The organism is Chryseobacterium sp. NG-CE01 (genome assembly GCF_055695505.1).
The window spans coordinates 2,716,117-2,729,455 of record NZ_CM146369.1 but is presented as its reverse complement, the minus strand read 5'-3'; the positions used below and the strand labels follow the sequence as shown (position 1 = coordinate 2,729,455).

Annotated in this window: 11 protein-coding genes; 3 read left to right on the top strand and 8 right to left on the bottom strand. The window is 38.0% G+C overall.

Features of this window, described 5'->3' with window-relative positions; translation table 11 throughout:
- The first annotated feature begins 481 nt into the window (after positions 1 to 481).
- The 3 genes from ACYT6F_RS12725 (at position 482) to ACYT6F_RS12715 (ending at position 2,224) form a co-directional block, all read left to right on the top strand.
- The gene (locus ACYT6F_RS12725; RefSeq protein ID WP_472598040.1) at positions 482 to 1,144 is read left to right on the top strand and encodes a hypothetical protein; all 663 of its coding nucleotides are present in this window, start codon (positions 482 to 484) and stop codon (positions 1,142 to 1,144) included.
- Positions 1,145 to 1,661: 517 nt separating this feature from the next.
- Positions 1,662 to 1,904, top strand: coding sequence for a hypothetical protein (locus ACYT6F_RS12720; protein ID WP_472598039.1), 243 nt, complete (start codon positions 1,662 to 1,664; stop codon positions 1,902 to 1,904).
- Entirely contained in the window at positions 1,895 to 2,224 is a 330-nt protein-coding gene (locus tag ACYT6F_RS12715) for a type II toxin-antitoxin system RelE/ParE family toxin (RefSeq protein ID WP_472598038.1), read from the top strand. The genes ACYT6F_RS12720 and ACYT6F_RS12715 overlap by 10 nt, the downstream gene beginning before the upstream one ends.
- A gap of 37 nt (positions 2,225 to 2,261) precedes the next feature.
- Here the strand turns inward: ACYT6F_RS12715 and gldG are convergent, their stop codons facing one another.
- The 8 genes from gldG to priA form a co-directional block, all read right to left on the bottom strand.
- A complete protein-coding gene (gene gldG, locus ACYT6F_RS12710) occupies positions 2,262 to 3,932 on the bottom strand; it encodes a gliding motility-associated ABC transporter substrate-binding protein GldG (protein WP_472598037.1) in 1,671 nt (556 codons plus the stop codon).
- A 4-nt stretch (positions 3,933 to 3,936) separates the two neighbouring features.
- Entirely contained in the window at positions 3,937 to 4,665 is a 729-nt protein-coding gene (locus ACYT6F_RS12705; RefSeq protein ID WP_472598036.1) for an ABC transporter permease, read from the bottom strand.
- Positions 4,666 to 4,753: 88 nt separating this feature from the next.
- Positions 4,754 to 5,302, bottom strand: coding sequence for a CopD family protein (locus tag ACYT6F_RS12700; RefSeq protein ID WP_472598035.1), 549 nt, complete (start codon positions 5,300 to 5,302; stop codon positions 4,754 to 4,756).
- A gap of 9 nt (positions 5,303 to 5,311) precedes the next feature.
- Positions 5,312 to 5,773 (bottom strand): hypothetical protein, encoded by a 462-nt coding sequence (locus ACYT6F_RS12695; protein WP_472598034.1) that lies wholly within the window; start codon positions 5,771 to 5,773, stop codon positions 5,312 to 5,314.
- A 185-nt stretch (positions 5,774 to 5,958) separates the two neighbouring features.
- Positions 5,959 to 7,155, bottom strand: a complete 1,197-nt coding sequence (gene kbl / locus ACYT6F_RS12690; protein WP_472598033.1) for a glycine C-acetyltransferase — start codon at positions 7,153 to 7,155, stop codon at positions 5,959 to 5,961.
- 85 nt (positions 7,156 to 7,240) lie between these two features.
- The gene (locus ACYT6F_RS12685; RefSeq protein ID WP_472598032.1) at positions 7,241 to 9,169 is read right to left on the bottom strand and encodes a M1 family metallopeptidase; all 1,929 of its coding nucleotides are present in this window, start codon (positions 9,167 to 9,169) and stop codon (positions 7,241 to 7,243) included.
- An 86-nt stretch (positions 9,170 to 9,255) separates the two neighbouring features.
- Entirely contained in the window at positions 9,256 to 10,728 is a 1,473-nt protein-coding gene (gene dacB / locus ACYT6F_RS12680) for a D-alanyl-D-alanine carboxypeptidase/D-alanyl-D-alanine endopeptidase (RefSeq protein ID WP_472598031.1), read from the bottom strand.
- A 160-nt stretch (positions 10,729 to 10,888) separates the two neighbouring features.
- On the bottom strand, positions 10,889 to 13,336 hold the full coding sequence (priA, locus tag ACYT6F_RS12675; RefSeq protein ID WP_472598030.1) for a replication restart helicase PriA: 2,448 nt from the start codon (positions 13,334 to 13,336) through the stop codon (positions 10,889 to 10,891).
- Between the last annotated feature and the right edge of the window lie 3 nt (positions 13,337 to 13,339).

Below are 13,339 nucleotides of genomic sequence, written 5' to 3'. Positions count from 1 at the left end.
TTATTTCTACGTCATATACGTATAATTTTATACTTAAGATATATATTGATGAGTCTAAAGCGTATCTGTATATATTTAAAACGTAAAAATATAATTTTAATGCGTATGAAAATTATAATCAGACGTATAATGATAGATCTTAAACGTATACCGACCTGTATTAGTTAAATATTTAACCGAATAAGTAGAAAATTTTAGCATACCCGAAAATACTTTTGCAAATAAACCCATGTTCAGCGAAAAAAAAATAATACTGATTCAGTAAATGGCTAAAAAATACAAATGAATTCACATGCCTTTTCAAAACCTTTAAAAGCTAATTATCAACAATATAATCACCACTTTGCTAAGTATTTACACGCAATTCTGCATTTGGTAATTTCTACGCTACCCTTCCTGTTTTTTTCTTCGTTACTTTGGTTTATCAAAATCACTTACCTGTAAAGGGTAAAAACTAATACTAACCAAAAAACAAAAGAAAATGGAAACAATTGAAATCACCAAAACAGGAGTCGGGATCAACGATCCTTTTGAACGCGTAATCTTTGACGCCGCAAAATCATCGGGCAGCGCTACAGAAGCGTACTCGATTGAAGTATCCGGACAAGGCCAGCTTACCGGACTTTCTTACACGGTTCCGGCCCACGCTGAAGGGAGAATAAAAGCTAAGCTTCAGATCTCTGCCATGTCCAGCGAAGATGTACAGAAACTTAACAGCCTTGCAATGGGCATGCTGGATGCAAGCGCTCAGACCCAGGTAAAAGAATTTGAAAAAACCGCAGCCAGCGCCAATCTTTCGGTATGGACCTGGTTTTTCGGTGGCGGAGGCGCTTCTGCTTCCTACGAGAAAACAAAAGAGAGCATGCTGTCAAAAGGGCTTACAGAGGCTCAGATCACCACATTGATGGATGCTTTCCTGGAGCTGGCAAAGAAAATGTCAACCGTAGAAATTAATTTTTATATTAATAATTCAGCGAATCCGTATTCCGTTTCCGGGGATCTTTACTTATATACCGTTTCCGGAACGATCAAAACTGAAAAAGGAACGGCACAATACCGTATGCTGGCCGACAGTGCTTCTGCGGGTGGACCTCCTCCTTCAGGCGGTGGTGCTCCTGCTTCGGGAGTTATTAAACTGAATTAATTTCAGAGATTGTAGATTAGAATATTTGGAGTGGCCGGAGAAATCCGGTCATTTTTGTTTATATAAAGGTTCTCGATACATTTTCTTCGCTTTGCTGCGAAAACACTCGAATTGACGTATGTTTGCGATGAGATTATAATTTGTCGCTTTGAGTAGATTTTGAAAAAATCGTATCGAAAAGTGTTTGTGTTTATCTCAAAGGTTCTCGATACATTTTTCTCCGCTGTGCTGCGAAAAAAACTCGAACTGACGTACATTGTGATGATTACGTAATTCGTCGCTTCGGGTAGATTTGAAAAAATCGTATCGAAAGGTGTTTGTGTTTATCTCAAAGGTTCTCGATACATTTTTCTTCGCTGTGCTGCGAAAAAAACTCGAACTGACGTACGTTGTGATAGATTACGTAATTTGTCGCTTTGGGTAAACAATTATCCATTGCTTTTCTCTTCGATACTATCATTTTAAATGCGTCTGGTATTAAAATTTAATTTGTAATTTTGAGTTAAATATTTCAGTTATGGATATTCAAACCAGAAAATTAAACTTAATTACTTATCTCGCTCAACTTCAGGATGAAAGTTTCTTTGAGAAAATTGAAGAATATATTTTATCTAAAGTGGAGAAAGAAGATCATTCTGATTTTGTTCCTTTTACTATGGAGGAATTAAATAAAAGAATTGATCAATCTTTAGATGATTCAAAAAAAAATAAGATTACTGATTCTAATGATTTACTTTCAGAAATTGAACAATGGCAATAAAGATATTTTGGACAGATTTTTCTAAAGAGCAGTTAAGAGATATTTTTGATTACTACAAACTAAAGGCTGGCGTACAAGTTGCACAGAATTTAGTTACCGGGATCGTTAAAAAGACAAATGTACTTAAACTTCAAAAGGAAGCAGGACAAAAAGAAGAATTGCTGTTAACCAGAAAGGAGAATTTCAGATATATTATTCACAAAAATTATAAAATCATTTATTGGTTTAACGAAGAAAAAGACAGAATTGAAATTAGTGACGTTTTCGACACAAGACAAAATCCCATTAAAATGATCGACGATCAACGTAATAAAAAATAAAAAAGAGAAGCTCAAAACTTCTCTTTTTCTATATTCTTTATCCAAATTTCTTCTTTCTCAGCCAGAAGAACAACCCTCCTAAAATCCCGATGATTACTAGCGGCAGCAGCAAGTTAAACCATTGCCAGTTTTTTTTCTCTTCGGTGATTCTCTGTCGGTCCAGAAGCCTTTCTTCAATGTTCCGGTTTCTGAGCTCCATCAGGTTGCTGTCGTCCAGAAGATAGTCGAGGGCATTTCTCAGGAACTGTTCGTTTCCAAACTGTTCGTTGGTGAGCAGATCTACACCCAAAGGAAGCGCTTCGCCTTTCAGGACTTTATTTCTACCTACGTCTCCGTCGGCGATCACGATCATTTTATTTTCAGGACTTGAATTTTTAAAATTCGGGTAAGATTTTCTTTCAATCCTAGAAGCATACGCTGAGTTGAATTTTCCTTCTAAAGCTACCGCATAAATTTTCGGGGTGCTGGGTTTTTCCATTTGCCCGAGGCTGTCTACACTGGAAATTTCTTTTAAGTCAACATAATTCGGAACCTGTTTCAGCAACGTTCTTTCACTTGATTCAAAAAGCACATTGGTCTTAATATTTTTTCTTCCGCCCAACGTATCGATAGAAGTCGGGAATTCAAATTTTACCGGATTGATATTTTTGGTAATCGGATTATTGTTTTCTGCAATTCCCAACGGATAATATGGCCACGGAAGACTGGTGTACTGAGGATTTCCGCTTACTTCACCGGTCACTAATCTCAAAAGGGCAAATTTCTTCACATCTTTTACCAAAGCAGGATTGATCCTGATTCCGTAGTTGAAGAAGAAGTCGGTCATATTGATGTCAACCGGGAACGGCATTACTTTTTTAGACCTCATCAGCGTATCCATTTCTGCATTTACCGCGTCAATCATCCATAAGGTTTTTCCGCCGTTCATGATGTATTGGTCAAGGATCACTTTTTCTCCATCCGTAAAGGCTTTCCTTGGCTTTGCAATCACTAAGGCGCTCATTTGCTTCAGCATCGGAACATCTGCAAGGCTAAGCTCAGTCTGGTTTTTCGGAATGATAGGCCCTGCATCGTAACTTTCTGTTGCCAGCTGCATGAATCCCTGGAATTCCGTAGGGCTCAGCTCATCCTGATTGATTAGGATTCCAATCTTTTTTCTTTTATGAGCCGAAATATTTTTAATATTGGAAACAAGATTGTATTCCAAATTTTCTATGGATTTTGTCAATTGCTGGTCTGCGTCAATTCCCGACTGCTGTACTACCAAAGGAATGGAAACTCCTTTTTTGTCGTATTTTACCACCGCATACGGAAACAGCATGATCTGCGAAACTTTTCCGTCTTTGATATCCGGAAGTACGGAAGGCTGCATTCCCATTGCCATCAAAGTATCCTGGGACATTTTGGTTTTGATGGGATCAATAAATTTAAAATCGATTTTCGGATTGATCTTTCTGAATTCTTCGAGCATGAATCTCGTTTCACTCTGAAGCTGCTTAAAGCTGGCAGGAAAATCTCCCTCAAGGTAAACATCCACTACCAAAGGTTTATTTACCGATTCCAATACTTTAATGGTATTGTCGGAAAGCGTATATCTTTTTTCTTTGGTTAAATCCAGTCTGATACCCGAAACGGCAAGAATAATTACCAACGGTAAAATGACGAAAAGTAAAATTCCCAGCGGAGATTTAAATGATATCTTCTTCATAATTCTACTTTTTTTTATTAATGAAATGATTGGACAACACTAAAGTAATACCGATGACCAGCACAAAATAAGCCACATCCTTAAAATCAATAAGTCCTCTTGTAAAACCTAAGAAATGCTGATAAAAGCCTACATTCTGTAAAATAAAGTCTGCGCCACCGAGCAATTTATAACTTGCCAGCTGCTCAATCCCGAAGTACATGATGAAACACATGAAAACGCCCAACAGATAAGCCATGATCTGGTTTTGGGAAAGCGAAGAAGCCAGAATCCCAACTCCTGAAAATGCTGCAATTAAAATAATCAATCCGATGTAACTTCCGAACGTCATCCCAAGATCTATATTTCCCGCCGGAACACCTAATACGTAAACGGTGTATAAATAAATCAGCGATGGAATCAGGCATAAAATACCAACAATCCAAACGGAAAAGAATTTTCCGAATACGAGATCTGAAATTTTTAAAGGTTGGGAAAACAGCCAGTTTAAGGTTCCTGTTTGCTGCTCTTCAGCAAAGGTTTTCATAGAAAGAGCGGGAATGATGAACATTAACAGCCAGGGAACCAAAACAAAGTAGCTCTGTAAAGAGGCCATCCCGATCTCAAAAATATTGGAATCGTTGTCGAAAAAAAACAGAAACAGGGTTGCGATCAGACTGAAGGCAGCAATGATGATCCACGCGCTCCAGTTTCCGAAGTAACTCCAAAGTTCTTTTTTTAAAATTGCAATCATAGTTTTTATTGTCAAATGTTGTTAGTTAATTGTTGTTAGTTGTTAGCTTTTTACGATCAACCATGAGCTAACAACCATTAACCAATCATTACTTTTTCTTATTTTTATTAACCAATTTCACCGTCATCATAATTAAAAATACCAGAACGAAAAATCCGGTGATTAATTGCCACCAATATTCAATAACCTGAGATTTTAAAATCACCGTGAATACAACCAGGAACAAAATGAACGTTGCTATTTCATTTGCCTGTCTTAGTTTGATATTGGCTGTTTCTAACGTGTTTCCGTTAAGTTCTTTCAGTTGTAACACCTTTTTCCAGCACCAGTAATGGTAAATTGCGAGACCGATAAGAAACGTCAGCTTCAGATGAAACCAAGGTGTTTTCATCAATCCTAAATTCAGGAAAATCATGGTTATTCCGCAGATGGTCATGATGACACCTGCCGGAACGGTAATAATATTCCACAGCCTGCGTGCCATAAAAGTATACTGTTCTCTCAGGATTTTCTTTTTATCATCGGCAAATTCGTCGGTATCTTTATAGTAAACAAAGATTCTCACAAGGTAAAAGATCCCTGCAAAATAGCTTACCATGAAGATAATATGAAGCGCTTTTATTATAGTGTAAAGCATGTATTAATTCTATTTTTTAACAGGAACAATCTTACTAAATGCATCCAAATTTTTTAAATATTCAAAAAAATTATCTTTTGTATTATTAATCCCAGCTTGGTTTGATAAAACAATTAAAATATTAATGATGACCATGGCGGCAGTCCATAAATAATTTTCCTGTAAAAAAAATGCAATCGTAAATCCCAAGAAAATTATAGTTCCGAATATGCTTCCTAAAATGGAAAAAACACCTGAATATACAGTTAATTCAATTGTTTCTGGTTTATTTTCTTTTCCAACAAATCTCCCTTTAAAGTAAGGAGACATTTTATCATGAAAAAACTTAACATCAAAACTATTTTCAGACACCTCTCCCGCGAAACGCTTGTTCCAATCAAAGAATTTTTTATATAAATTTTTATCTATATCATTTAAAATTTCCTCTTTTGGTTTTGAAAATTCAATTATATACTTGGATTTAAAAAACATTTCATTGAAAATTATCCGCAAAGATAAGTTTTTATATAATTTTTAAAAATAAATTCTTTTAATTCGGAAACATTATAAGAAAATGCTTCGACAGGTTCAGCATGACATTGCAATATTACTGCTTTTAAAGCCAATTATGCAGGTGTCATGCGCAACTTGTGGAAGCATCCCATCAATATTATCAATTAGGAAATAACTCCCAATTCTTTTCCAACTTTTTCAAAAGCTGTAATTGCTTTATCCAAATGTTCTCTTGTGTGTGCTGCAGAAAGCTGAACCCTGATTCTCGCTTTTCCTTTCGGCACCACCGGATAAAAGAATCCGATCACATAAATTCCTTCATCCATTAATTTTTCTGCCATTTTCTGGGCTAAAGGTGCATCATAAAGCATCACCGGAACAATCGCTGCATCTCCATCCGGAATATCAAAACCTTTCGATTTCATTTCAGCTCGGAAGTATTCAGCATTTTCCATTACTTTATCACGCAAAGAAGTATCTTCGGAGATCATATCCAATACTTTCAACGCTGCTCCCACGATTCCCGGCGCCAGTGAGTTGGAGAACAAATATGGTCTGGAGCGCTGTCTCAGCATATCGATGATTTCTTTTTTACCTGAGGTAAATCCGCCCAAAGCGCCACCTAACGCTTTTCCTAAGGTGGAAGTAATGATGTCTACTCTACCCATCACGTCGTTGGCTTCATGTGTTCCACGGCCTGTTTTGCCGATGAAACCTGTAGCGTGAGAGTCGTCTACCATAACAAGCGCATCGTATTTATCGGCTAAATCACAAACGCCTTTAAGGTCTGCAACAATTCCGTCCATTGAGAAAACACCGTCCGTAACAATGATTTTAAAACGGTGATTTTTTTCGGAAGCGGCAATTAACTGTGCTTCCAGATCTTCCATATTGTTGTTTTTATAACGGTATCTTGCAGCTTTACAAAGACGTACTCCGTCGATAATGGAAGCATGGTTCAGCTCATCGGAAATGATCGCATCCTCTTCGGTGAATAATGGTTCAAAAACCCCTCCATTAGCATCAAAACAAGCGGCATAAAGAATCGTATCTTCAAGGCCTAAGAAATCTGCAATCTTCTGCTCCAATTGTTTGTGAATATCCTGAGTTCCGCAGATAAAACGAACGGAAGACATTCCATAACCGTGAGATTCTATCATTTCCTGGGAAGCTTTCATCACCTCCGGATGGTTGGATAATCCCAGATAATTGTTGGCACAGAAGTTCAGGAGCTTTTTTCCATTGGCTTCTATTTCCGCACTTTGCTGAGAAGTTATTATTCTTTCTCTTTTATAAAGTCCGTCGTTTTCAATATTTTGCAGTTCGTTCTGTAGATTTTCAAGATACTTTTGAGAGATCATTTCTAATATTTTTTAAGATGCGCTAATTTAATAAAAAAAGCCGTCTCACAAGGATGAAACGGCTTTGTAATTTGCGATATGTCTTTTATTTTTTTAAAAACTTCACGTTCTTATCATTAATTCTGAAAATATATGTTCCGGGAATAAATTCTGATGTATTGATTGGTTTTCCTGGCTGATACGTTCCTTTCTTCACAAGTTTTCCGTCTGAGAAATAGATGGTAAATTCCGCAGGCCTATCAACGCCTTTAATATTGATTTCATTTCTGACAGGATTGGGATAAAGGGCAAATTCATCCTTCACCATTTCTGCTGTCCCTAATATATTATCCTGAGCCACCGTTGAATTTTTCTCTAAAATCTGATACTCGTAGTTAAATTCTACACTGGCAACCGGAAAAGCCACGGATTGTGTAAAATACTGGTTGTTTACCGTATTATTCGGTGCAAAATACGCAACCTGGCCACCTGTGCCGTTTACTTTTATCGGAAGAGGCATTTCAAAAAAGCTTACCGTAGGACTGCTTTGTGTCTGTGAAGCCTTAATAGTTAAGGTATTTCCTACCTGTTTCCAGCGGATATTATAAGTTGGATAACCCTGTCCGTAGATCCAGTCGTTGAAAAATTCTGTAAAATCTTTGCCGGTGGAAGTCAGTAATGAAGCATTAAGATCCTGTGTTCTTACATAATTGTAGGCAAGAGCAGGTCTGGAATGGTATTCTTTAATAGCCTGATAAAAGGCAGTGTCTCCAAGAATCCATTTAATCATTCTTAAAACGTATCCGCCTTTAGAATAAGACAATCTTCCATTGAAAATAGTTCCTACGCTCCAAAGGTTTGAGTCGGCAACATATACACTTCCACCCGTTGCACTGGTAATATAATTTTTCTGTCCGAGCAGGTAGTTTAAAAAGTCCGCATTATTCATCAGCAGTTTTTCGTTGGCCAGATGTTCTCCGAATGTTGCAAAGCCTTCGTTGAGCCAGATATCATTCCATGCACCGCAGGTAACTTTATCCCCGAACCACTGATGGGCAAGCTCATGAGCAATTAACCCTCTGGACCATCCTCCCATTGAAGACATGGTCTGGTGTTCCATTCCGCCGCCGGCCTGGAACTCCATATGCCCGTACTTTTCGTTTCGGAAAGGATAAGGTCCGAAATAATTTTCAAAAGTATTCATCACTGTTTTCGTCCATTCAATATTGCTCATGCTTGTTGTATTGTTGGAAGTAGACGGAAAAATATAATTCACAAAAGGGAATGGCGGATTTCCCATAGTGTCATTTAGCTTAACAAAATTAGTAATAGAAAACGCGATAAGATAAGCCGCAGTAGGATATTGTGTTCTCCAGAAAGTACGTTTTTGTCCGTTTCCAAGGATGGTTTCAGACATAAATTTACCATTTCCAGCCACACTATATTGGGAAGGCGTTGTTACTTTTATATCAAATCTTTCGATTTTATCATTTAAACTCTGTTTGGTAGGAAACCAGTCCTGCGCTCCGTAAGGCTCACTTAACGTAGACAAAACTGCAGTTCCGCCCTGGGTTCCGTTAAAAAAAGCATTATTGGCGGTAGGCGGGGCTCCGGAATAGCTGATCGTAAGAGAATCCAGTACATTGGCAGACAATGCGGAAGCAAAATCAATTTTTACTTCTTTTGTGGAAAGCTGCTGGAAATTAAGATTGTTACCATGATAGGATACCTGTGAAACCGTCATCTGATCATCAAGATCAAAATAGATGCTGCTGATATTCTGGGTCGGCTTAAAATGAGAAGTTACGGAACCTGCGATGCTGTAAACGGCCGGATCTACCGTAACATCCATTCTCTGGTACTGGAGATCATAATTGAGCGTATTAGGATTTGTATTTCCGGCTTCCATTTTGTTGGCAAAAGATTTCATTTCTTTTGCGATCAGTCCCTTTCTTTCAATATTGTTTATGTCTTTTTGGGCGTACGACTGCTGCATCGTAAAGACACCCAATAACAAAAAATAGAATTTTTTCATACTTAGTAAAAAATTGTATCAAAGATATAAAAAAACCTTTCAATCATTGATTAAAAGGTTTTTATCTTAATTAAATTTTAATAAATCTATAAATCTAGAGCTGGTTCAAGAATTTTTTCCATTCTTTTCTTCACCATGTCTACCGACCCTGTATAATTGTTTACCAGTAAAGAGAAAACCAAGGTCTTGCCGGTATTTGTTTTCATATATCCGGCCAGGGTTTTTACCCTGTTCAAGGTGCCTGTTTTTGCAAAAATCTGTCCGTTTCCAAGGCCGTTGAACATTCTTTTCAACGTTCCCGACTGCCCGCCTACAGGTAATGAATTCAAATATGTTTTATAATACTTTTCATCCATTAAAGAGGTAAGAAATTTTACCTGTGATATCGGCGTAACATTATTGCTTCTAGAGAGCCCGCTTCCGTCGATATAATTCAGGCCCATCATATCAAAACCTTCGCTTTTCAAATGTTCCGTCACTACTTTTCTTCCGGATTCCGTAGTCTGGTCTCCCAAGCTCTGGAAACCTACTGTTTTCAGCAATGCTTCAGCTAAACCGTTATCACTATGCTGATTGGTATAAAAAATAATATCGCTTAAAGTCGGAGATTTATACGTTGAAACCAGCTTTCTGCTTTCAGGATTGGCATCCGTCATTTTCGGGATTACTTTTCCGGTTACAGGAATTCCTCCTTTTACCAAAGTCGTTCTGAATGTGTTGGCAAGATACGCCGGAGCGTCTGGTAATTTTGTGGTTAAAATACCGTCACCTTCATATTTGTCGGCATACACCATCTGGTTGTTATAAGGGGAAACGTAGAAAAATTTCTTTTCGTTTGAGAAGTTGGCAGATTTTTTCACAATCAGTTTTTCATTAGCAGGATTGATCTCGCGGGTGGTTCCTGCAGGCAGGTAGTAATTATTATTCTCCAACCAAACAACATTTTCCGGAAGCTTCGAAATATTGCCTTTGAAAAGCGCTGTCTGGATGATAATATCACCATTTACCTTTTTGATTCCCTCACGTGAAAGCCCTTCTTTAAAATCTGAAATAATATCTCTGTAGGCCCAGGCTCCTGCTTTATTGGTTCCCAAAGAAGGATCGCCGCTTCCCACGATGTAAAGATTTCCGTTAAGAATTCCATTTTCATCAACACTTCCTGAATATTCCAGCTGCGTATTCCAACGATAATTCTCACCCAGCATGCTCATTGCCGTTTCGGTGGTCAGTAATTTTGTGGTGGAAGCAGGAACTAAAGGAGTATTTTCATTATACGAAGAGATAATTTTCTTCGTTTTCGGATCGTACACTACGAATCCCCAGGTTGCATTTTTTAGCACCGGATCGGTCATCATTGTGTTTACATTAATGTCTACAAGCTCTTTCGCCGACAGAACTGTTTTTTCTACCATCGATGTGATCGGTGAAGGCAGATTTAAACTGTTGTTCTGATTTTCGTAACCCGGAGAATACAGCACTGTAGAAACGGTAGACTGGGCAAGGACGAATCCTGCGGCCAGCACCGCAACACCTGAAATATACTTTCTGAAATTTACCATCTATTTTTTTCATTTTGCTATATGTTGGATGGATTAAAAATCAATCGGTTAAATTGAAAGTTAAACCCCAAACATATAATCAACGACCAAATGTAGAAAATATTGCTAAAAGTAGATGCGGAAGGTGATAATAAAACCCTATAAAATTTGTTAAAATTTGTTAAAAATCAACAAAAACATCTTTTTTAATGCTTTGGTACGCAGTAATTTCATCGAATTCTTTTAAACTTGTTAAAACCAGTTTTTTATATTCTTCATATTTTTTTCCTCTGGGAAGTTTTAGAAGGATCTGAAACTGATACAGGTTGTTAAGCTTTGCGATCTGCGCTTTTTCCGGGCCTAAGACACAGTCTTCAGGAAGATACTTTCTGAGAATTGACCCAAGAAACTGTGAAGCCCTGTTGGCTTTATCTTCTCTTCGGTGTTTCATCTCAACCATGATGAGTTTCGTAAAAGGCGGATAATGGAATTTCTTACGTTCCGTTAAAATGTATTTATACACTTTTGCCGGATTATTCATTTTAATCAGCTGAAAAACTGAGTGTTCCGGGTTATAAGTCTGAATAATTACTTTTCCCTGTCCGGATACCCTTCCTGCCCTTCCTGACACCTGGGTAATGAGCTGATAAGCCCGCTCTTCTGCCCTGAAATCCTGAACATACAGCATAGAATCTGCTTTAGGTATCGCCACCAGCTCAATGTGATTAAAATCCAGACCTTTGGAAATCATCTGTGTGCCGACTACAATATCGGTTTCGCGGTCTTCGATTTTTTCGTATAATCTTTCGTAGGCAAATTTCTTTCTCATCGAATCAACATCCATTCTGTCAACTTCGTTGTCGGGAAACAGCTTTGAAACTTCTTCATGGATCTGTTCCACTCCTACACCTCTTTCATTCAGGTTTTCGGAGTAACATTTAGGGCAGTTTTTCGGTTTGGAAGCCCTCTGGCCGCAGTAATGGCATTTCATTTCATTGGCCGCTTTATGATACGTCATTACCACATCACAATTGGAACAGTAATTGACATAACCGCAGGTTTCACATTCCACCACATTGGCATAACCACGGCGATTGTGAAGCACAATAACCTGATTTTTTTCCTCTAAAACTTTTTTAATCTCATCAATAACCTGTAGAGAAAAATTCCCGGAAACTTTTTTGGAATCCTGGGCTTCTTTAAAATTTACAAGTTCATATTCCGGAAGCTTTACATTCCCGAAACGCTCTTCGAGAAAAACATAGGCCATTTTTTCTTTCCTGGCATTGTAATAGCTTCCCACGGAGGGTGTTGCGGAACCTAAAATCACACGGGCATTATAGAAATTTCCCAAGATTAATGCTGCATCTTTCGCATTGAAATAAGGAGACACTTCTCTTGGCCGGTACGCAGAGTCATGTTCTTCATCGACCACAATCAGTCCCAAATTCCGGAAAGGCAGGAATAAGGAATTCCTTGTTCCGATCAGGATTTTAATATCATTCTGGCGGATTCTTCTCCAGACTTCCACACGTTCAAAATCGGTAAGTTTCTGATGGTAAAAACCGAGCTGTCTGCCGTATTTTTTTTCTAGCCGTTGGGTAATCTGCTTGGTTAAGGAAATTTCCGGAAGCAGGAACAATACATTCCTGTCTTCTTTAATGCATTCTTCTATTTTTTCAAGGTAGAGATGTGTTTTTCCTGATGATGTGACACCATGCAAGAGTACATTTTTCCCTTCTTCAAAAGCTTCATCTATTTCCGCTTTTGCTGTTTTCTGAGGTTCCGAAAGCTCTTCTATTTCTTCTATTTCTCCTTCATAGCTCTCCAGCCTGTCTTTCTGCATGTAATATTCCTCAACAAGATTCTTATCTGCTAATGCTTTAAAGTGTGAACTTCCAAAATAACCATCTTCAAAAAGCTCTGATTTTTTAATGTGAAGATCAGGATTTTCCGTCTGTTTTTCGAGAATATGAAGGAAAAGGTCTTTCTGCTTCTGTGATCTTTTTAAGGTTAAAAGTATTTCCGTAAGGTTCTGGTTTTTTAAAACCTCATCTTTTACTTTTACATAGGCAATTTCTTTTGCTTTGTATTTTTCGGCAATTTTTTCATCAATCTCGATATATTGAAGATCAATTAATGAGTTGATGGTTCTGATGATATCTTTTTTCGGAATAAATGCTTCGATATCCGTCAAATTAATCAGCTGCCGGACTTCCAGCGCCTGGATCAGGTACATTTCGTTGACATCCAGATTTTCGAAATCGACCGTTATATTCGGTTTTAATTTTAAATAGGTTTCGCTTTCCAGCTTTAAAGAAGAAGGAAAAGCAAAACGGTAAATTTCGCCAAGACCGCACAGATAGTACCCGGAAAGCCAGTTCCAAAAGTTAATCTGCTCTTGAGGAACAATCGGCTGATCGTCCAGAAGGCTGATCACTTCTTTCGCCACAAATGTTTCCGGCGCGTCATTATGAAGTTCAAATACAATTCCGGTGTAGATCTTTTTACCGCCAAACGGCACCAAAACGCGCATTCCGGTCTGGATTTCGGATTGCAGCTCTTCGGGAACTTTATAGGTAAAAGATCCTTTTAAATTTAACGGTAAAACAATCTGGGCGTACTGCAAAGG

Excerpts from the sequence above, each read along its gene's own strand:
- ACYT6F_RS12725 (WP_472598040.1), top strand. The coding sequence starts at position 482 with ATGGAAACAATTGAAATCACCAAAACAGGAGTCGGGATCAACGATCCT.
- ACYT6F_RS12720 (WP_472598039.1), top strand. The coding sequence starts at position 1,662 with ATGGATATTCAAACCAGAAAATTAAACTTAATTACTTATCTCGCTCAA.
- ACYT6F_RS12715 (WP_472598038.1), top strand. The coding sequence starts at position 1,895 with ATGGCAATAAAGATATTTTGGACAGATTTTTCTAAAGAGCAGTTAAGA.
- gldG (WP_472598037.1), bottom strand. The coding sequence starts at position 3,932 with ATGAAGAAGATATCATTTAAATCTCCGCTGGGAATTTTACTTTTCGTC.
- ACYT6F_RS12705 (WP_472598036.1), bottom strand. The coding sequence starts at position 4,665 with ATGATTGCAATTTTAAAAAAAGAACTTTGGAGTTACTTCGGAAACTGG.
- ACYT6F_RS12700 (WP_472598035.1), bottom strand. The coding sequence starts at position 5,302 with ATGCTTTACACTATAATAAAAGCGCTTCATATTATCTTCATGGTAAGC.
- ACYT6F_RS12695 (WP_472598034.1), bottom strand. The coding sequence starts at position 5,773 with ATGTTTTTTAAATCCAAGTATATAATTGAATTTTCAAAACCAAAAGAG.
- kbl (WP_472598033.1), bottom strand. The coding sequence starts at position 7,155 with ATGATCTCTCAAAAGTATCTTGAAAATCTACAGAACGAACTGCAAAAT.
- ACYT6F_RS12685 (WP_472598032.1), bottom strand. The coding sequence starts at position 9,169 with ATGAAAAAATTCTATTTTTTGTTATTGGGTGTCTTTACGATGCAGCAG.
- dacB (WP_472598031.1), bottom strand. The coding sequence starts at position 10,728 with ATGGTAAATTTCAGAAAGTATATTTCAGGTGTTGCGGTGCTGGCCGCA.